This window comes from Flavisolibacter ginsengiterrae DSM 18136 (assembly GCF_059568575.1).
Window position 1 is genome coordinate 64,100 of the sequence record NZ_JCANTR010000014.1, and the last position, 19,397, is coordinate 83,496.

The following is a 19,397-nucleotide window of genomic DNA, read 5'->3' on the forward strand; positions in this document are numbered from 1 at the left end:
TTAAAAACCAATTCCGTAACAACGGTCCAACTGAAAGAGTGGAGATAAAACGCGACATACTGTGGAGGGTGTACTTAAGCTTTCTTGGCGTGGTACTGCTGAGTTTCATAGTGTTAGGTCGTGCATTTTACATTCAGAATGTTGAGGGTGACCACTGGCGTAGCATGTCAGACAGTATGCACCAGCGTTTTGTGGAACTGGACGCAGAAAGGGGTACTATTTATAGTGAGGATGGCCAGATGTTAAGTACATCTGTTCCTTATTTTGACCTCTATATGGATTTTGGTGCAGATGGATTACGGGAAAAGAATGGTAAAAGATTTAAAGACAACCTGGATTCATTTGCTATATCTCTCTCGGGTATGTTCCCGGAAAAAACCTCCTCGGAATATAAGAAAGAACTGAAGCAGGCTTACAATGTAAAGGACAGGTATTACCTTATCAGGAAAGGCCTATCCTTTGAACAATACAAAGAATTTCGGGCTTTCCCATTAGTAAGATTAGGCAGAAATAAAAGCGGCATTATCGCAGAAGTAAAAAGCAGGCGTTTGAATCCATTTGGATTATTGGCCAAGAGGACTATTGGCCTTTCAAGGGATAATGCCCAGAATGTGGGTCTTGAACGAAGGTTTGATAGCCTGCTGAAAGGGACCACAGGTAAAAGGCTGGTTCGTTTTATTGCAGGTGGTGCAGCTGTTCCGGTGGAAGGATATGAAATAGATCCTGAAAATGGCAGGGATGTAATTACTACCCTGGATATCCAGATGCAGGATATTGTAGAATCAGCATTGATGAAAATGATGGTTCAAAGTGAGTCACAGTATGGAACCTGCCTGGTAATGGAAACAAAAACAGGCAAGATCAAGGCCATCGCCAACCTGGGAAGAGATAAGAATGGCGATTATGGTGAAAACCTGAATTACGCTCTCCAAACAACGGAACCCGGATCTACTATTAAACTGGCAACATTATTAGCGGTTTTGGATCATGGCACTTCAAATATCACTGACCTGGTTGAAGTTGGATCTACGGGAAATGCCTATGTTGGTGTAAGGAATGTAAATGATGCTGAACGGGCGCCCAAGCCTGTTATGACTGTTAGAGAATGTTTTGCGCACAGCTCTAATGTTGGTATGAGCAAAATAGCTTACAAGGCTTTTGCCAGTGAGCCCGACCTGTACAAGAACTACCTCCACAAATTTCATTTAGATAAAAGAACTGGTATTGACCTGGTGGGAGAGGATGCACCGGTGTTGCCACGCCTGAAACGTAACAGGGAAGGTCTTCATGCCATGATCACTGCCAGCTTCGGATATGCCATAGAAGTGAGTCCGCTCCATACCTTGATGTTGTATAATGCTATTGCCAATAATGGCAGGATGATGAAGCCCTACCTGGTTAACAGCATTCGCAATAATGGCGTAACAGTTAAAGAATTTGAACCAACTGTATTGGATGAAAATATTGCAAAGGAAAAAGTGGTAAAGGCCGCCCGCATCTGCATGGAAGCCGTAACCACCGAAGGAACCGCGAAAGATGTTTTTAAGGATTCTCCATTCCCGGTGGCTGGGAAAACAGGAACCGCACACGTGGCAGGTGGGGATATTAAATATTATGACGGCGTTTACCAGGCATCATTTGCCGGTTATTTTCCTGCCGACAAGCCTGAATATACATGCGTCGTCCTGATCAAGACCAGTGCTCATGCTCCATTGCACTATGGAGGACAATTGGCAGCACCTGTTTTTAAAGAGATTGCCAATAAGATTTATGCTATGTATGTACAGGGGAAAAAAGGAATGACCCTTCCTGTTACTGCCGATAGTTCTTTGTTTTCCTACGCAGGTTATACACCTGATGTAAGAAATGTATTTGAGCAGGTAAATATGAAGCCTGTGGATTCTGCCAGCAAAAATGACTGGAGCATCATTTACAGTAATAATTATAAACCTGTTATTAAAGGTAATCCTGTTTTTAAAAACCAGATGCCCGATCTCTATCATATGACGATGAAAGATGCATTGTATGAACTGGAGAACAGGAATATGAAAGTGGTGGTTAAAGGAAGGGGAAAAGTAGTAGCACAGGATATTGCCCCCGGAACAGCCATCAGTAAAGATCAAACGGTAACACTTTTATTTAATTAAGTGAAGAAATTAAGCGACATATTATATAAGGTTCAAACCACTGCACTGGCAGGAAAAACCGATATGGATATTACGGATGTCCAGATCGATTCCCGCAAAGTGAAGCCAGGAACTTGTTTTATCGCTGTCAAAGGTGCAGTTGCCGACGGGCATTTATTCATTGCCAAAGCAATTGAAGCAGGTGCTGTGGCTATTGTGTGCGAGGTGCTTCCTTCAGAGAGAAATGGTAATGTTACTTATGTTCAAACGGGCAATAGTGCAGAAGCTGCAGGGTTGATTGCTCATAATTTTTATGATAGCCCAACAACCCGATTTAAGTTGGTAGGTGTTACAGGCACAAATGGTAAAACAACCATTGCCACCCTGTTATATAAACTTTTTACTTCTCTTGGTTATAAATGTGGATTAGTAAGTACTGTAGAAAATATTATAGCAGGAAAGACCATTCCCTCGACGCATACAACTCCTGATGCCGTCAGTCTGAATGCTTTGTTACAACAAATGGCAGATGAAGGCTGCACTTTTGTTTTTATGGAGGTCAGTTCACATGCCGTTCACCAGAGAAGGATTGCGGGATTGGAATTTGCAGGTGGAATATTCAGCAATATCACTCACGATCACCTGGATTATCATCAAACTTTTGATGAATATATAAGGGTTAAGAAAGCTTTTTTTGATGGATTGCCAGCACAGGCATTTGCTATCACCAATCTTGATGATAAGAGAGGACCGGTGATGTTGCAAAATACTGTCGCCAAAAAGCTTTCTTATAGCCTTCGCACCATGGCTGATTTTAAAGGGAAGATCCTGGAGAACAGTCTTACCGGCTTGGTCATGATCATCAACGACCAGGAAGTTCATTTCAGGCTGATTGGAGAATTTAATGCCTACAACCTTCTGGCGGTATATGGAGCAGCTATTAACCTTGGAGAAGACAAATCGCATGTGCTGCAGGCCCTGAGCAATCTTACCGGAGCTGAAGGCAGATTTGACTACATCATTTCTTCAAAAGATAAAATAATAGGCATTGTTGATTATGCACACACACCAGATGCATTGGTTAATGTGCTGGATACTATAAAGAAATTAAAAAAAGGGTACGAACAGGTGATCACTGTAGTTGGCTGCGGAGGTGACAGGGATAAAACCAAAAGGCCGGTGATGGGAGAAGTGGCTTGTGAAAACAGTGATAAGGTAATTTTTACGAGTGACAATCCCCGCAGTGAAGATCCCGAAGCTATTTTAAAGGAAATGGAAGCAACGCTGAACACCGCTGCAAGACGCAAGTTTATTTCTATTGCCGACAGGAAGCAGGCTATAAAAACAGCAATAAGCATGGCGCAGCCGGAAGATATTTTGTTGATCGCAGGAAAGGGACATGAAAAATACCAGGAGATCAAAGGAGTGAAACATCACTTTGATGATAAAGAAGTTTTAATAGAAATGTTTGAAGTGTTGGGAAAATAAGAAACTGAATAGGTATTACAAATTAAATATTAAATAACAATGCTGTATCACTTTTTTGAATGGTTAAGAGCTGAGGATATACACTTCCCGGGAAGTGAACTATTCCGCTTTATCACCTTCAGGGTGTTAATGGCAGTTATTTTATCGTTATTGATCACCACATTTTTTGGGAAGATGCTGATCAACTACCTTATTAAAAAACAGGTAGGAGAGTCAGTGCGTGACCTGGGACTGCAGGGTGAGCAGCAAAAGAAGGGCACGCCTACAATGGGGGGTATCATAATCATATTGGCTATTCTTATCCCAACCTTGTTATTAGCAGATCTAAGCAAGGTATATGTACGCCTGATGATCTTCTGTACACTGTGGTTAGGTGCCATCGGCTTTATTGACGATTACCTGAAACTGAAGGCAAAGAAGATGGCCCAGCAAAAAGGCGTTGGCTATAAAAAGACAGATGCGGATGGATTAGCAGGCCGCTTTAAAATATTTGGGCAGGTAATGCTTGGGATCGTTGTTGGAGCCACACTATATTTCAATCCTAATGTGAAGATATGGAGAGAATACCAGGGAGCACCTTCAGCCATCGATACCACGGTGATAACAAAAAGAGTAAATGAAAAGGATAAATTTTTTGTACCGGCCAAATCCTTTGTGACCACTATCCCTTTTGTAAAAGGTCATGAATTCAATTACGCCAAATTATTGCCTGCAGGTTTACGCGACTATACCTGGGTATTGTATATTCTAATAGTCATTTTCATTGTTACAGCAGTATCCAATGGAGCGAATATAACAGATGGAATTGACGGGCTGGCAACAGGTACATCTGCAATCATGAGCGCCTGTCTTGGCATTTTTGCGTATGCAAGCGGCAGCCTGGTCTTTGCCGACTACCTGAATATCATGTACATACCCAACCTGGGGGAGCTATCCATATTCATTGGTGCAATGATTGGTGCCTGCGTGGGCTTTCTTTGGTACAATGCTTATCCTGCCCAGGTATTTATGGGCGATACAGGAAGCCTTACCCTGGGTGGCCTGATAGCAGCTATAGCCATTATCGTTCATAAAGAACTGTTGATACCGATTATATGCGGTGTATTCCTGGTAGAGAACCTGAGTGTAATGATCCAGGTGAGTTATTTCAAATACACCAAAAAGAAATATGGTGAAGGAAGAAGGATCTTTTTAATGAGTCCACTTCATCACCATTATCAAAAGTTAGGATACCATGAGTCCAAGATCGTAACCCGTTTTTGGATCGTCACCATATTGTGTTTTGTGTTATCGATAGTAACATTAAAACTCAGGTAAGAGATTTCTGAAAAACCACCTAGAGGACTATGAAAAACCAGGATGTCCGCAAGATTATTGAGATGCGAACAAATGTAATGCTGATGAAGAACCATTCCTTCCGTACACTGTAAAAATGATGATGGGGAAACGTTTGGTCATATTAGGAGGCGGAGAAAGCGGCGTAGGCGCGGCCTTGCTTGGTAAAAAAGAAGGCTATGATGTAGTGTTAATGGATGAAGGCTCTTTGAAAGATGTTTATCGTAATGAATTGCAAAAGGCAGGTATTGATTTTCTTGAAGGATCAATTGATTCCAAAAGGCTTTTCAGTGCAGATGAAGTGGTAAAAAGCCCTGGCATTCCTGAAAAGAATGAGTGGGTGAAAGCGTTGAGGCAGAGAAAAATTGCCATTATCAGCGAAATAGAACTCGCTTACCGGCATAAAGGAAATAGCGGGATAGTAGCTATTACAGGGAGTAATGGCAAATCAACAACCACTTCTCTTATTTATCACATCTGCAGGCATGCAGGTTTGGATTGTGCACTGGTTGGCAACATCGGATACTCTTTTGCAAGGCAGGTGTCGGAAGATCCAAAACAATGGTATGTAGCGGAGATCAGTTCTTTTCAACTGGACGATATCCAGACATTCAGGCCAGACATTGCAGTGTTGCTGAATATTACTGAAGATCATCTGGACAGGTATGATTACCAGTTTGAAAAGTACATCAGCAGCAAGTTCAGAATTACGATAAACCAAACACCATCAGATCATTTCATCTACAATCTGGATGATGAGGTGATCATGAATTATATAGAAAGAAATACGATTAACTCAATTCAATTACCGATCAGTATGAAGCAGAAAGTAGAAAAAGGCGGGTACATAAAGGACGACCAGATGCATGTGAATGTTTCTGGCGATGAACAACAAATGAGCATTTATGATTTTGCCCTGAAGGGTAAACACAATCAATTTAATACAATGGCAGCAAGTGTGGCGGGTGCAACCATGGATATTCGCAAGAATAAGATCCGGGAAGCGGTGCAAACTTTTGAGAACCTTGAGCACCGAATGGAATCGGTGTCTACAGTAAGAGGTGTTGAGTTTATCAATGACAGCAAGGCAACCAACGTAAATTCTACCTGGTATGCCCTTGAAAGCATGTCCAAGCCTACCATCCTGATACTTGGTGGTGTTGATAAAGGGAATGATTATACGTTGATTGCAGACCTGGTTCAGGAAAAGGTTAAAGCCATTGTTTGCATGGGTTTGGATAATACAAAGATCCATGAAGCTTTTGACCAAATGGTCAAGGTAATCGATACTGATAATGCCAATGATGCTGTTCTGAGTTCTTATTCACTGGCCCAACCTGGTGATATAGTTTTATTGAGCCCTGCCTGTGCTTCCTTTGATCTGTTTAAAAATTATGAAGACAGGGGAAAGCAATTCAAGGAAGCTGTAAGGAATCTATGATCTATTGTCATTGATCAAATTGGTAATTGAGTAATTGTGCTGAGTATATAAAGCTGAAATGAGTCAACAAGCTGACATAAAATTCTCTGATCTCGCGGGTATTAAAACCGCCAGGCTCCTGACAAAAACAAGGGGTGATAAAACCATATGGGCACTTGTGTTTCTTTTGGTGTTGATTTCCCTGCTGGTGGTGTATAGCGCCACAGGATCATTGGCTTATAAAATGTATAAGGGGAACACAGAAGTTTATTTGTTTAAACAAATAGCATTTATTGCTGTTGGTTTCTGTGTCATTTATTTTGCACACCGGGTCAACTATACTATTTATTCTCAGGTAGCTAAAATATTATTCCTGCTGTCCATCCCCCTTTTATTATATACACTTCTATTTGGGGTAACATTGAATGAAGGTAGTCGCTGGATAAAGTTGCCTATCATTAATATGACCATGCAAACCTCTGACCTGGCCAAACTGGCCCTGTTCATGTTCCTGGCAAGGTTGTTAAGCCGCAAGCAGAACAAAATAAAAGATTTTAAAAAAGGGTTTCTCCCTGTTATCCTTCCTGTTGCCGTAACCTGCATGTTGATAGCACCGGCCAATTTATCAACTGCCTTGTTGCTGGGTGCCAGCTGCATGTTGCTATTATTCATTGGGCGGGTAAGCACCAAACATTTAATGTTAACCATCAGTTGCGCAATGATACCTGTTGTGTTCCTGGTGATGGCTGCTGTGCTAAAACATAAATCTTCTGCGCGGGAAGAGGTAGCTGCAACAACAACCAAGAAGGAAAAATCAACTAAACTTTTTGCCCGGGTGGATACCTGGATCAGCAGGGTTGAAAACTTTATGTATGGCAGTAAGGAAGCAGATAATGATAATTCCTACCAGACCAACCAGGCTAAGATAGCTATTGCCAAAGGTGGGGCTTTTGGAAGAGGGCCTGGCAACAGCGAACAAAGGAATTTTCTGCCACAGGCTTACAACGATTTTATTTATGCCATCATTATTGAAGAGTACGGATTGATTGGGGGAGCTTTTATAATTTTTATATACCTGGTATTTCTTTATAGGAGTATCAGGCTTTTTAAAAAATGCCCGTATGCTTTTGGAGCCTTCCTGGCATTAGGATTAAGTTTCACCCTGGTTATTCAGGCTATGGCCAATATGGCTGTGAATGTGAACCTTTTCCCTGTAACCGGAGTGACCTTGCCATTGGTAAGTATGGGAGGAAGTAGTTTCCTGTTTACCTGTCTTTCAATAGGGATCATATTAAGTGTGGCAAGGAATGTAGAGCAACTGGAAGGGCGTAAAAAAATGGAAGCACTGGCTAAGGAAGAAGAATCGGAAGAGGAAACAGAAGAAGAACTGGAAGAGGAGCCCGAAGAAGTATAGTATATGGCAAAAGCGAAAAAGATAATCATTGCTGGTGGAGGAACAGGTGGACATATTTTCCCAGCGATAGCAATTGCCAATGCCATTAAAAAGCTGGAGCCTGGAATTGATATATTATTTGTTGGGGCCAAAGGGAAAATGGAAATGGAGAAAGTGCCGCAAGCGGGGTACAGGATCGAAGGGTTGGATATTGCAGGATTTAACAGGAGTTCTTTGATAAAAAATATTGGATTACCATTTAAACTTGTAAGAAGTTTTTTGCAGGTTCGAAAGATATTTAACCAGTTTCGGCCGGATGCAGTTGTTGGTGTTGGTGGGTATTCTTCTTTCCCGGTACTTCGTTTAGCGCAGGCAAGGAATATTCCCAGCTTCATACACGAGTCGAATTCATTTGCAGGTAAATCGAACATCCTTTTGGGTAAAAAAGCCACAAGAGTATTTGTGGCAACCGATGGCATGCAAAGATTCTTTCCACCTGAAAAGATCATTATTACCGGTAATCCTGTCAGGCCTGGAATTGTAAATGTTTCAACTATTGATAAAAATGAAGCATTGGAATTCTTTGGCTTGAAACCGGGAAAGAAAACAGTATTGGTCGTAGGAGGAAGCTTAGGCGCCCAATCCATCAATACTGCAATTTCAAAAGGACTGGAAAACTTAATAAATGCCGGCCTGCAATTGATATGGCAAACTGGAAAGATGAACGCAGATAAATGGAAAGAACAAACAGCCGACCATCCAACCGTCTGGGTCAATGATTTTATTACACGAATGGAGTTGGCCTATGCAGCTTCGGATATGGTAATATCCAGGGCAGGTGCAATGGCAATTGCCGAATTGTGTGTTGTAAAAAAGCCCGTTTTGTTCGTACCCTACCCATTTGCTGCGGAAGATCATCAGACTATGAATGCTATGAGCCTTGTTGAAAAACAAGCGGCACTCATGGTCAGAGATAATGAAGCCGTAGATAAAGTGGTGCCGGCAATTATTGCTTTGGCCAGTGATGAGAAAAAACAAACAGAATTGAAAAATAATATCAGCAAACACGCAGTCGTGGATGCAGATGAGCAAATAGCCCGCGAGATCATTAGATCAATAGGCGTGTAATTATAATAGACAGGATATAAATATTTTAAACAAACTGCTTATCAAAGAAAACAAAACATATGACCAGGGGGCGGGCATTGTACCTGCATCTTTATTAAAAAGTGGAGGTATCAGGTCTGTATACTTTATTGGTGTAGGAGGAATAGGTATGAGTGCCTTAGCCCGTTATTTCCATTCCCGTGGCATACAGGTAAGTGGTTATGACAAGACCCATACCGCTTTGACCATTGAGTTGGAAGCAGAAGGTATTGCCATTCATTATACTGAAGATGTCAACAGCATTCCTACAAATGCTGACCTGGTAGTGTATACACCAGCTGTGCCCAAAGACCATAAAGAACTGGTATTCTTCCAACAGAATAAGTATACAGTATTAAAACGGAGTGAAGTTTTAGGCGCCATCACAAATGAATCCTTCAACATTTGCGTGGCCGGTACTCATGGCAAAACAACGGTTTCTACCATGATCGCTCATATTTTACGCCATAGTGGTTTTGGATGTAATGCTTTTTTAGGTGGCATAGCTGTCAATTACCAAACTAATTTCTGGAGTAGTGATAAAGATGTATGTGTAATAGAGGCCGATGAATATGATCGTAGCTTCCTTAAACTCAGTCCTGATATTGCACTGATCACTTCTATGGATGCAGACCACCTGGATATTTATGGAGATGAAAGATCCATGGAGGATGCTTTTATCGCTTTCGGTGATAAAGTAAAAGAAGGTGGTTTGCTGCTTAGCAAGTTTGGATTAAAACGAATAAAAGAAGTAAAGACAGCCCGGAAGAAAAATTACAGCCTTCAGAATGAAGCGGCTAATGCTTTTGCCAGCAATATTAAGATACAGGATGGTGGTTATGTTTTTGATGCCCATCTCGAGGATAAAATCATACCTGCCATTCATATGAATATTGGTGGTATGCATAATGTTGAAAATGCCATAGCAGCCATTGCGGTGGCTAATGAATTGAAAATAGAGCCAGGAAAGATCACTGATGCTATTGGCGCTTTCAAAGGTGTGAGGCGGCGGTTTGAATATAGCATTCCTCCGGTAAAAAAGCAGGAAGGGGGATATGTGGCTCCTGTATTGATAGATGATTATGCGCATCACCCTGCAGAATTAAAAGCTTTATTAACAAGTGTGAAGAGCCTTTTCCCTCAACGCCTGGTGACAGCTATATTTCAGCCTCATTTATTTTCAAGGACCAGGGATTTTGCAGATGGTTTTGCTGAAGCATTATCTATTGCCCATACCGTGGTGTTATTGCCCATTTACCCTGCGCGTGAATTACCCATTGAAGGTGTTACTAGTGAGATTATACTGAAGAAGATCAACACTGAAGAAAAGGTATTGGTATCGAAAGAGGGACTTCTGGATTGGATGAGAGAACATGTGCAACATTTAAATAAAGAATTTGGTGAAGTGATAGTAATGGCTGGTGCCGGTGATATTGATGCACTGGTAGCATCCGTTAAAAATATTATTGAAGAAGGAAGTTGAAAAAGAAGCTGATCATAAAAAGAATATTGGTATTGGCAGCCTGGTTGCTGGTGATAGGAGGTATCACCACATTACTGGTTGCTGCAAACAGAAAGCAAACTGAACATGTTTGCAAAAGTGTGAACGTTTCTATAAAAGGTTCAGGTGAGAAATATTATATAGATAAGATTGATATTCTGAAACAGTTGGAAGGTGTATACCATGCCAGTTTGTTGAACAAGCCTTTAAAATCAATTTCACTGGTTACACTGGAGAAATCACTGGAGAAAGACCAATGGATAGGAGATGCTGAATTATATTTTGACAGGGAAGATGTATTGCATGTGATCATTGAAGAAAGAGTTCCGATTGCGAGGGTGTTTACTGTTGGCGGCCGTACATTCTATATGGATAGTTCAGGTCATCAGATGCCTGTATTGGATAAAACAGGTATCCGGGTTCCTGTGATCACAGGTTTTGTCAATTCAAAAAAATTCAATTCAAAAGATAGTGCATTGCTGGCCGATGTAAAGAAAATAGCCTGGTTTGTTTACAGCAATGAGTTCTGGAATGCCCAGGTAGGCCAGGTAGATATTACCGCTGAAAGAAAGTTTGAATTGATACCCGTTATTGGTGACCACATTATACGGCTTGGAAATGCGGACAACCTGGAGAACAAGATGTCGCGTGTACTTTTATTTTACAAACATGTGTTAAACAAAGTGGGGTTCAATAAGTACAGTGCAGTGGATGTTCAATTTGATGGACAAGTAGTGGGTGTAAATAAAGGTCCTGTTTCCAAAGTTGATTCTATACAATTACAGAAAAATATACGTGAGCTTTTGGAAAAGAGCACTATTCAGAATGTGTCTGAAGAAATGTTGCCGGAAGCCCGGGCAATGAGTGCTACAGATTCATTGAAAACTTTTGCAAAGGCCGATGCCAGCACTGAGCCTTTGAAACCCAATCCTATCCCTGCTAAAAACACTGATCCCGAAAAAATTGATGTGCCTGCTGCAAATAAAACGGTTGCAAGTGCACACAAAAATGAAATCAGTATCCCGGTAAAACCGAAAAAAGAACAACAGACGCATCAAAGGCCAAAAGCTGTGATGAAAAGAAAAGTTTGATAGTTGTCCTGTTAAGTATTTGCCTGCTGTTCTTAAAAAGAAAGGCAGTTCATGATCTTAACCATTCAACTGTTCGACCAAAACGCAAACAACTAAAAACAACATAGACATGAACAACGAGCAACCAATTATTGTGGGGCTTGACATTGGAACCACCAAAATTGCCGTCATTGCAGGACGAAAGAATGAATGGGGCAAGCTTGAGATCCTTGGCTTTGGCAAGTCCAACTCAAATGGGGTTAAACACGGACAGGTATTGAACATTGATGAAACCATCAAGGCTATTAAGCAAGCACTTGATGCCTGCTATGCGTCCAACCCTAACCTTGAAGTGAACGAGGTATACGTAGGTATTGCCGGTCACCACATCAAGAGTTTGCAAACACGTGGCGATATTGTACGTCATGACACGGAGAATGAGATCTCCCAAAAGGAAATTGACCAGCTGATAGCGGATCAGTACAAAACGTACATACCAGCCGGCGATCAGATCATCGATGTAATTCCACAGGAATACACCGTTGATAATTTTCAAAACATTGCCGATCCAATTGGTTATGGCGGTGTGAAGGTGGGAGCCAACTTCCATATTATTACCGGTGATAAGAATGCGATTCGCAATATCAACCGTTCTGTTGAAAAATCCGGGTTGATCACTAAAGACCTGGTATTACAACCTCTTGCATCTTCGGCGGCCGTAATGGCACAGGAAGATATGGAAGCAGGTGTGGCCATTGTTGATATTGGTGGTGGCACAACCGACCTTGCCGTTTTTTATGAAGGCATATTAAAACATACTGCCGTTATTCCGTTTGCTGGTGAAAATATTACCAATGATATTAAAACCGGACTGGGAGTATTAAAGACACAGGCCGAGCAAATGAAGGTGCAGTTTGGAAGTGCGCTTTCAAATGAAGCCAAAGCAAATGCCTACATTACCATTCCGGGGCTTCGTGGTATGCCGGCTAAAGAGATCAGTGTAAAGAACCTGGCCAATATAATCCAGGCGCGTATGAGCGAGATTCTCGATTTTGTAACTTATCATTTGAAACAAGTTGGATTAGATAATAAAATGTTGAATGGAGGTATCATTCTGACAGGAGGTGGATCACAGTTAAAACATTTGATACAATTAACAGAATATGTTACGGGACTCAACTGCCGCATAGGATTGCCAACAGAGCACCTGGCAGCCGGGCATATAGAAGAACTGGCTAAGCCCACGTATGCAACCTGTCTTGGATTGATACTAAAGGGATACGATGATTATGAGCATAACAGAAAGCAATTTGAACAAACTTTCAAATCTGTTTCCGTTCCGGATGCATTGCGTACGGAAGCTGAAGAATTGCCTGAAGAAGTAGAAGCTAATGGTAGCATAGTAACTACTGAAAGACGTAAAGGCATGAGTAACTTCTGGGGAAAGTTTAAAACAAGTTTAATTGAAATTTTCCGTGAGGAGGAAGATCACAACTTCTAGTTCTTAGTAATTGAGCATTATTCTCTGGTGTTGTATTTTTTAAAAAGACTTATACGAATTAATAAAAGAGGAAAAGTGGTAAGCTTTTTGACTGGAGAATAGCCTCGAAAAACAAACGGAAGTTTTAAATCAGAAACAAATCATCATCCATCTAAAATTCATTCATCCGTTGTTGCCCAATCAGTAACGACACAAATCAAAATCTTATGATACATTTTGATCTCCCTAAAGAGAAATCATCGATAATAAAAGTTATCGGCATTGGTGGTGGAGGCAGCAATGCTGTGAACCACATGTATTCTCAAAACATAGAGGGTGTCAACTTTATAATATGTAATACAGATGCCCAGGCTATTGCACAAAGCAATGTGCCCAATAAAGTGCAGCTTGGACCACACCTGACACAGGGCTTAGGTGCTGGTGCTAATCCTGAGATCGGCCGCCAGGCTACTGAAGAAAGCCTGGAAGAGATCAAGCGTATTCTTGAAGTGAATACTAAAATGGCTTTTGTAACTGCCGGAATGGGCGGTGGTACCGGTACCGGAGGAGCTCCCATAATTTCAAAGATCTGTAAGGATCTTGGCATCCTTACTGTTGGTATTGTTACCACACCTTTTTCTTACGAAGGCAAAAAAAGACAACAGCAGGCAGAAGAAGGTATCAAAAATTTAAAGCAGTATGTAGATACATTGCTGGTTATCAGTAATGACAAACTTCGTCACCAGTTTGGCAATCTCAAAATGCGCGAAGCGTTTTCAAGGGCTGATAATGTTTTGGCTACTGCAGCTAAATGCATCACGGACGTGATCAACAGCACAGGCCAGATCAACGTTGACTTTGCAGATGTTTGCACAGTTATGAAAAATGGTGGTGTTGCCATACTGGGTAATGCAGCTTGTGAAGGTGAAAACCGTGCGCAACGTGCCATTGAGGATGCATTGAACTCACCATTGCTGAATGATAACGAGATCCGTGGTGCTAAGTGGATCCTTATCAACATCAATTCAGCTGAAGGCGAGCACGAGTTTACCATGGATGAAGTTGAGATCATTCAAAATCATTTGTTAAGCCAGGCAGGTGAGAATACGGATGTGATCCTGGGATTGGGGTATGATAATACGCTGGGTAGCCAGATAGGTATTACTTTAATTGCAACAGGCTTCCAGCATAAGGATCCATTTACCCGCAGGGAGGCACCTCGCCAGGAAGCTCCTAAGCAACCTGAAAGGATAGTTATGACACTTGGAGAGCAGCCCATCCCAAAGCCTGAAGCCACCACCACTACCACCAAAGAAGATCTTTTGGCCCCCAGGCTGATAGATGAAAATACAATTGCTGAAGAAATTCCAATGCCGCAATTGCAGGATGCAGATTTTGATTTACATTTAGGTTCCTTGAACATGGTTGAAGAGAAAGAAGAAGAGCCAGAGGCTCCTGTTCATCTGCAATTAAAGATCAAGGATGAAGGTGCAGTTGCGGAGGAAGAAAAAAAGGAATTGGAGCGCAGGAAACAAGAGCTTGACGACCGTTTCGAAAGACTTCGCCAATCTATATTATCTACCGATAACCAGGCTACCAAGCCTGCACAAAATACTTCCCAGGCGTCTGCAGCGTCGGGAGGATATCTGGCCAGACCATCCAATATTTATGCGGAGTCCAAACCGGAAGTTTCAACTTCCAAACCTCCAGAAGAAAAACCGGTTCCGACACCTGTTGCAAAAATTGAAGATCCGGAAACCTTCGACATGCAGCTGGTGATACGTAACGACATTCCGAAAGCGGCGGATACTACTGCGAGCCACCATACTCAAACACCTAACATTCCCCCAGTCGAGGAACCTGCTATGCAGGACGGGACGGAGGATCAAAAAAGGAGAGCAGCAGAACGATTACAAAAGTTGCGCAACTTGTCGTTCAACATTAATGCTGCGGATCCTAACAATGAGTTTGAAGCGGTTCCGGCGTATATCCGCCGCAATATGGAATTATACAACACAGTCTCCTCTGTTGAAAATTTCTATAGCAATTATACAGTTAAAGATGATGGTAAGAATAGTGCTACCATCAGTACCATCAACAGTTTCTTAGATGGTAAAAAGCCTGATTGATTTTCATGGTCATTCATCCTGTAAAGGATTATGACCTTATCTGTTCCAATGAAGCCACTGTCCTCCGTTGTTTAGGACACCAGAATAAGGCTTGTGTTTTTAGTTGTTCCCCCATCGTTTACGATGGGGGTTTTTTATGCTATCGGTTTTGAATAAAACAATAATTCTCTGTAGGGTAATAGGAGTTAAGTAAAAAATTTTATGCCTATCAAATAAATACAATGGATCAATCCTCGTCAGAGTTACTGACAAAGCCCATATACCCGTTGCAGGTTGGACAGTATAACTCTATAGCATCGGTAAGAATAAGTTCTTCCTGTTTTATATCGGTTCCTTTTCCCTGCCAGTTACATTTCGGGCAGGTTATATTCGGGGATAGGAGTACAGAAGGTGAATACACTTTATGCATGAACAGATCTTTTCAGTAAGTTTTGATTGCAATATAAAGTGCGAGTTTATTAAGAAAAATACCTATAAGTAAGTACTTTTTTGTTCACAGTATGAAAATTTTAGTAAATGGTGATAGGTGTTTTTTAATAACGCATTGGCATTCAATGGCTCTAACGTGCACGAATAAACTTGAAGTATCTATCCGATGTTAATCAAATAACTACAATTCTTATTTTATTTTTCTTCCAGCTCCGACCTATCTACTTTGTAGCTACTTCCTATCTACGCCTACCGTAGTGCCCTGATCGTCATGAAGTATTTATACCGCAGACAGGGAATAGATATGCGTTAGCCCCGGTAGCAATACACCAGATAGCAATTGACAAGGAGGCGACCTGGATATTGATAGGTTGAAATGAGTGGCAGAAAATTGGGTTAAAGATCCCGGCGGCTGTTAATACGAAAACATAATACCCATAACAACGTTGTGAGAATAATGGTATAAATGATATGGGGATTTATAGCTGCCAATGAGGACTTATAACTGGTTTCCCCCAGGCGTGCCAGGAAGGCTGGTACTGGTATTAACCTGTCAGATACTTCCAGGGGCATAAAACGAGCTATGTCATTTGCCTTAAATTTTGCAATACCTACAATGACCGGTTCAAGGATAATAAAATAAAATATAAAGATCCCTAATGATACAAAAGCTTTTCTTACCAGGAAGGCAATTAAAAATGCGATAGATAATTGCGAAAAAGCCTGCAAGGCAAATAGCCCAATATATTTAGAACCTGCCCAGATGGTTGAAGTGGATTCACCATTATTAAATAACCCAAGTACCAAAGCAACAAGCAAGTAAATGCCGGTTATCAAAACCGTTAATAATAACACATCGATAAACTTGCTGGTAATAAACTGTTTTCTACTCCAGCCATCAATGATGTTTTGTCTGTGAGTCTTATATGTATATTCATTAGTAATGAACATAATCACAACCACTGAAGGGATAAAAATGAATAATGAAGAAGCATAAGCAACAGTATGCCATACTTCCGGGAATGTAAAAGGATTACCAACAAGCATCTTAACCATCTGGCTAGTTGTATCGCCTTTGCTTACAACCTGCTGATAGATGTGATAAAATATATAATTAACGCCTGGGTAGGAAAGGGCTATAATGCCTGTCATCCACCAAAACGCCGGATACTTTCGAAGTTTAAGCCATTCAGTATATAAAAGACCTTTCATAATAAGCAGTATTAAGAATTATTCTATTTAATAGTTGAGAAAGAATATTAATTATTGGTTAGCTCAAAGAAGCGTGCTTCCAGTCTTTTCTTTTTGAGCATTAAATGTGATAGAACGATCCCCTGGCTGAAGCAGTACTTATTTATTTCTTCAGGATGCGCGTTCCCTTTTGGAAGTTTTAGGAGCACTGTGCCCTGTTCCATATTTACAATGATATCAGTTCCAAATTGTTTCAGGGCCGAGGCCAATGCCTGCAAATCAGGAGCTTTTAATTCTACCAGGTCTTCATCCATTAAAACATCGTCCACATTACCGGTGGTGAGCAATGTTCCGGATTTTAATATGGCAACATGTGTACATACTTTTTCAACTTCATCCAGTAAATGACTGGCCATGATAATGGTATGGCCATTATTTTTCAACTCCACTATCAGGTCCCTGATTTCTGCAATACCAACAGGATCAAGGCCATTTGTGGGCTCGTCCAGCACCAACACTTTTGGACTGCCTAAAAGTGCTGCAGCTATTGCCAGCCTTTGCTTCATGCCCAGGCTGTACGTATTGAAGCGGCTGTTGCGCCGGTCAAACAGGTTTACTTTTTTTAAGGCTATATCTATATCTTCCCGGTTTCCCCTCCCGCGTATACTTTGCGTGATCTTTAAATTATCAACAGCAGTGAGGTAATGATAAAAATTGGGCGTTTCAAGCAAAGAACCAATTCTTTTTCTTACGTCTGGTGAACCTGGATTACCAAACCACAAAAAATTTCCATTATTGGCTTTTAGTACATCCAGGATAATGCTTAACAATGTGGTTTTGCCACTGCCATTAGGTCCCAATATGCCAAAGACAGTTCCGGAGGGAACGTCAAAAGAAACATTCTTCAAAGCCTGTATTCGTCCATATGACTTCGAAATGCTATTAAGAGAAAGAACAGCGTTCATTATTCCATAATTTTTTTGAAGATAACCGGTAATCCTTGTTTCAGCAATTGGTTTTCCACCAAGAGGAATATTCCCTATACGAACCATCTTTTGCTTTCCTTTGTTGATAGAACAAATGAATTGTATGGCTACAATATTGGTCACGGGTGGTACAGGCCTGATAGGTTCAGCAATCACAAAAAAACTGGTTGAAAAAGGATACAAGGTAATTATATTAACAAGGGACAGAACCAACAAAAAAGAGACAGGTAACATATCGTATTCGGAATGGGACCCGTCCAAAGGATCTTACAATGCCCACCATTTTATGTCAGCAGATGCCATCATAAACCTGGCAGGAGCAAACATTGCGGAGAAGCGTTGGACTGCAGACCGTAAAAAGTTAATTGGTGACAGTCGCGTAAAAAGTGGCCAATTGATAGTTAAGGCTTTAAAAGAAGTTCCAAATAATATAACTACGGTTTTGAGCGCCTCAGCTATTGGTTATTATGGTCCAGACCAAAGCACAAAGAAGTCATTTGCTGAAACGGCTGAACCTTATACAGATTTTCTCGGCCAGACAGTAAACCAATGGGAACAATCTATTTCCCCTGTTAAAGATTTGGGCAAGCGGATTGTAATTTTCAGGACGGGAATTGTATTAAGCCGTGATGGAGGTGCATTCAGGGAATTTGAAAAACCTTTGCATTTTGGGATTGCATCCATACTTGGTAATGGTAAACAGGTAGTTAGCTGGATACACATTGAAGACCTTGTGCGAATGTATGTAACAGCTTTGGAAGATGATAGCTGGATGGGTACTTACAATGCAGTAGCCCCGGTACCTATTATTAATAAAGAGTTGATATTATCTATAGCAAGGCAAAAGAATAAGGTATTCCTGCCATTGCCTGTACCTTCATTTTTATTAAAAGCCTTATTGGGTGAAATGAGTATAGAGGTACTGAAAAGTACCACCGTAAGTTCAGCTAAAGCGGAACAGAAAGGGTTTGTTTTTCTATATCCTACAATAGATAAAGCTGTAGGTCAATTGTTGAAAAAATAGGATCAGAGATTGATCTCCGCATGATTCCAATGAAAAATATTGGTGAAACCTCCTATAATTGCTTTGTTATTCTGATAGCGCAACTTATGTAGTTTTAATTGTTCCACATCTTCCCTTCTCACCTTACGATACATGGGATGCATGGTGCCACCGGTAACACCAGCTGGTTTAGATGGATCATACTGAAATGGAGGATCAACCAGTGTTCCCCGGGGGTACATGATTCCAGGCACTCCTTGTCCACGAATATCAAGGAAAATTGGATGGTCAAGTCCCAGCGTATGGCCATACTCATGCGCAGCAGTTGTGGATCCTTCGTATAAGTTTTCCTGCAAAAAGTAGCCTGAATTGGAACCCAATCCATCTACAAATGAAATGTTGCCATGCACGAAGGATTCAATACGGAAATAATTATTGAGAGGGTCAGTATTTTGTAAAACTTCCAGTTGCTCAATGTCTTTTTTAAGTTCCGCACTGATGCGGAAGATCACTTGCAATGGTATATTGTTGACCTGGCAGAAAGCAGCAGGCTCGTTCCACATAGTTTCTATTTCAGCACGGATGCGCTCAGTGAGCATAACGTCAGCCACTGAACCATAGGTAATGATATGAGAGCGTATGATAATTGATCTTTCTTCCAGCCTTAATTCCGCCTCTCCCATATTATTGTTTTTCTAAG

General features: G+C 41.1%; 14 protein-coding genes. 11 read left to right on the forward strand and 3 right to left on the reverse strand.

From position 1 onward, the window contains the following. The first annotated feature begins 38 nt into the window (after positions 1–38). The 10 genes from BP74_RS14985 to ftsZ all read left to right on the forward strand — a co-directional run bounded on the left by BP74_RS14985 (position 39) and on the right by ftsZ (position 15,088). Positions 39–2,147, forward strand: a complete 2,109-nt coding sequence (locus tag BP74_RS14985) for a penicillin-binding transpeptidase domain-containing protein (RefSeq protein ID WP_496375167.1) — start codon at positions 39–41, stop codon at positions 2,145–2,147. Continuing rightward, complete coding sequence (locus BP74_RS14990) at positions 2,148–3,614, forward strand: UDP-N-acetylmuramoyl-L-alanyl-D-glutamate--2,6-diaminopimelate ligase (RefSeq protein WP_496375168.1); 1,467 nt, start codon at positions 2,148–2,150, stop codon at positions 3,612–3,614. It abuts the gene before it with no gap. 39 nt (positions 3,615–3,653) lie between these two features. Continuing rightward, positions 3,654–4,931: a phospho-N-acetylmuramoyl-pentapeptide-transferase gene (mraY, locus tag BP74_RS14995; protein WP_496375169.1), complete on the forward strand. Its 1,278-nt coding sequence runs from the start codon at positions 3,654–3,656 to the stop codon at positions 4,929–4,931. A gap of 115 nt (positions 4,932–5,046) precedes the next feature. Next, positions 5,047–6,390 (forward strand): UDP-N-acetylmuramoyl-L-alanine--D-glutamate ligase, encoded by a 1,344-nt coding sequence (gene murD / locus BP74_RS15000; protein WP_496375170.1) that lies wholly within the window; start codon positions 5,047–5,049, stop codon positions 6,388–6,390. 58 nt (positions 6,391–6,448) lie between these two features. Next, on the forward strand, positions 6,449–7,783 hold the full coding sequence (locus BP74_RS15005; RefSeq protein ID WP_496375171.1) for an FtsW/RodA/SpoVE family cell cycle protein: 1,335 nt from the start codon (positions 6,449–6,451) through the stop codon (positions 7,781–7,783). 3 nt (positions 7,784–7,786) lie between these two features. Then, positions 7,787–8,890: an undecaprenyldiphospho-muramoylpentapeptide beta-N-acetylglucosaminyltransferase gene (gene murG / locus BP74_RS15010; RefSeq protein WP_496375172.1), complete on the forward strand. Its 1,104-nt coding sequence runs from the start codon at positions 7,787–7,789 to the stop codon at positions 8,888–8,890. Between the two features lie 127 nt (positions 8,891–9,017). Next, a complete protein-coding gene (murC, locus tag BP74_RS15015; protein ID WP_496375216.1) occupies positions 9,018–10,391 on the forward strand; it encodes a UDP-N-acetylmuramate--L-alanine ligase in 1,374 nt (457 codons plus the stop codon). Then, positions 10,388–11,500, forward strand: a complete 1,113-nt coding sequence (locus tag BP74_RS15020) for a cell division protein FtsQ/DivIB (RefSeq protein WP_496375173.1) — start codon at positions 10,388–10,390, stop codon at positions 11,498–11,500. Before murC ends, BP74_RS15020 begins: the two co-directional genes overlap by 4 nt. A 109-nt stretch (positions 11,501–11,609) precedes the next feature. Beyond that, positions 11,610–12,980, forward strand: a complete 1,371-nt coding sequence (gene ftsA / locus BP74_RS15025; RefSeq protein WP_496375174.1) for a cell division protein FtsA — start codon at positions 11,610–11,612, stop codon at positions 12,978–12,980. Positions 12,981–13,186: 206 nt separating this feature from the next. Beyond that, the gene (gene ftsZ / locus BP74_RS15030) at positions 13,187–15,088 is read left to right on the forward strand and encodes a cell division protein FtsZ (protein ID WP_496375175.1); all 1,902 of its coding nucleotides are present in this window, start codon (positions 13,187–13,189) and stop codon (positions 15,086–15,088) included. An 825-nt stretch (positions 15,089–15,913) separates the two neighbouring features. Here the strand turns inward: ftsZ and BP74_RS15035 are convergent. Both BP74_RS15035 and BP74_RS15040 read right to left on the reverse strand, forming a co-directional pair. After that, a complete protein-coding gene (locus BP74_RS15035; protein ID WP_496375176.1) occupies positions 15,914–16,729 on the reverse strand; it encodes a DUF2705 family protein in 816 nt (271 codons plus the stop codon). A 47-nt stretch (positions 16,730–16,776) separates the two neighbouring features. Continuing rightward, positions 16,777–17,850, reverse strand: a complete 1,074-nt coding sequence (locus BP74_RS15040; RefSeq protein ID WP_496375177.1) for an ABC transporter ATP-binding protein — start codon at positions 17,848–17,850, stop codon at positions 16,777–16,779. On the opposite strand from BP74_RS15040, the gene BP74_RS15045 reads away from it, so the two are divergent. Continuing rightward, complete coding sequence (locus BP74_RS15045) at positions 17,798–18,718, forward strand: TIGR01777 family oxidoreductase (RefSeq protein WP_496375178.1); 921 nt, start codon at positions 17,798–17,800, stop codon at positions 18,716–18,718. The two genes, BP74_RS15040 and BP74_RS15045, sit on opposite strands and share 53 nt — an antisense overlap. A 2-nt stretch (positions 18,719–18,720) precedes the next feature. Here BP74_RS15045 and BP74_RS15050 read toward each other — a convergent pair whose 3' ends face one another. Then, on the reverse strand, positions 18,721–19,380 hold the full coding sequence (locus tag BP74_RS15050; RefSeq protein ID WP_496375179.1) for a zinc metalloprotease: 660 nt from the start codon (positions 19,378–19,380) through the stop codon (positions 18,721–18,723). Between the last annotated feature and the right edge of the window lie 17 nt (positions 19,381–19,397).

Excerpts from the sequence above, each read along its gene's own strand:
- mraY (WP_496375169.1), top strand. The coding sequence starts at position 3,654 with ATGCTGTATCACTTTTTTGAATGGTTAAGAGCTGAGGATATACACTTC.
- murD (WP_496375170.1), top strand. The coding sequence starts at position 5,047 with ATGATGATGGGGAAACGTTTGGTCATATTAGGAGGCGGAGAAAGCGGC.
- BP74_RS15005 (WP_496375171.1), top strand. The coding sequence starts at position 6,449 with ATGAGTCAACAAGCTGACATAAAATTCTCTGATCTCGCGGGTATTAAA.
- murG (WP_496375172.1), top strand. The coding sequence starts at position 7,787 with ATGGCAAAAGCGAAAAAGATAATCATTGCTGGTGGAGGAACAGGTGGA.
- ftsA (WP_496375174.1), top strand. The coding sequence starts at position 11,610 with ATGAACAACGAGCAACCAATTATTGTGGGGCTTGACATTGGAACCACC.
- ftsZ (WP_496375175.1), top strand. The coding sequence starts at position 13,187 with ATGATACATTTTGATCTCCCTAAAGAGAAATCATCGATAATAAAAGTT.
- BP74_RS15035 (WP_496375176.1), bottom strand. The coding sequence starts at position 16,729 with ATGAAAGGTCTTTTATATACTGAATGGCTTAAACTTCGAAAGTATCCG.
- BP74_RS15045 (WP_496375178.1), top strand. The coding sequence starts at position 17,798 with ATGGCTACAATATTGGTCACGGGTGGTACAGGCCTGATAGGTTCAGCA.
- BP74_RS15050 (WP_496375179.1), bottom strand. The coding sequence starts at position 19,380 with ATGGGAGAGGCGGAATTAAGGCTGGAAGAAAGATCAATTATCATACGC.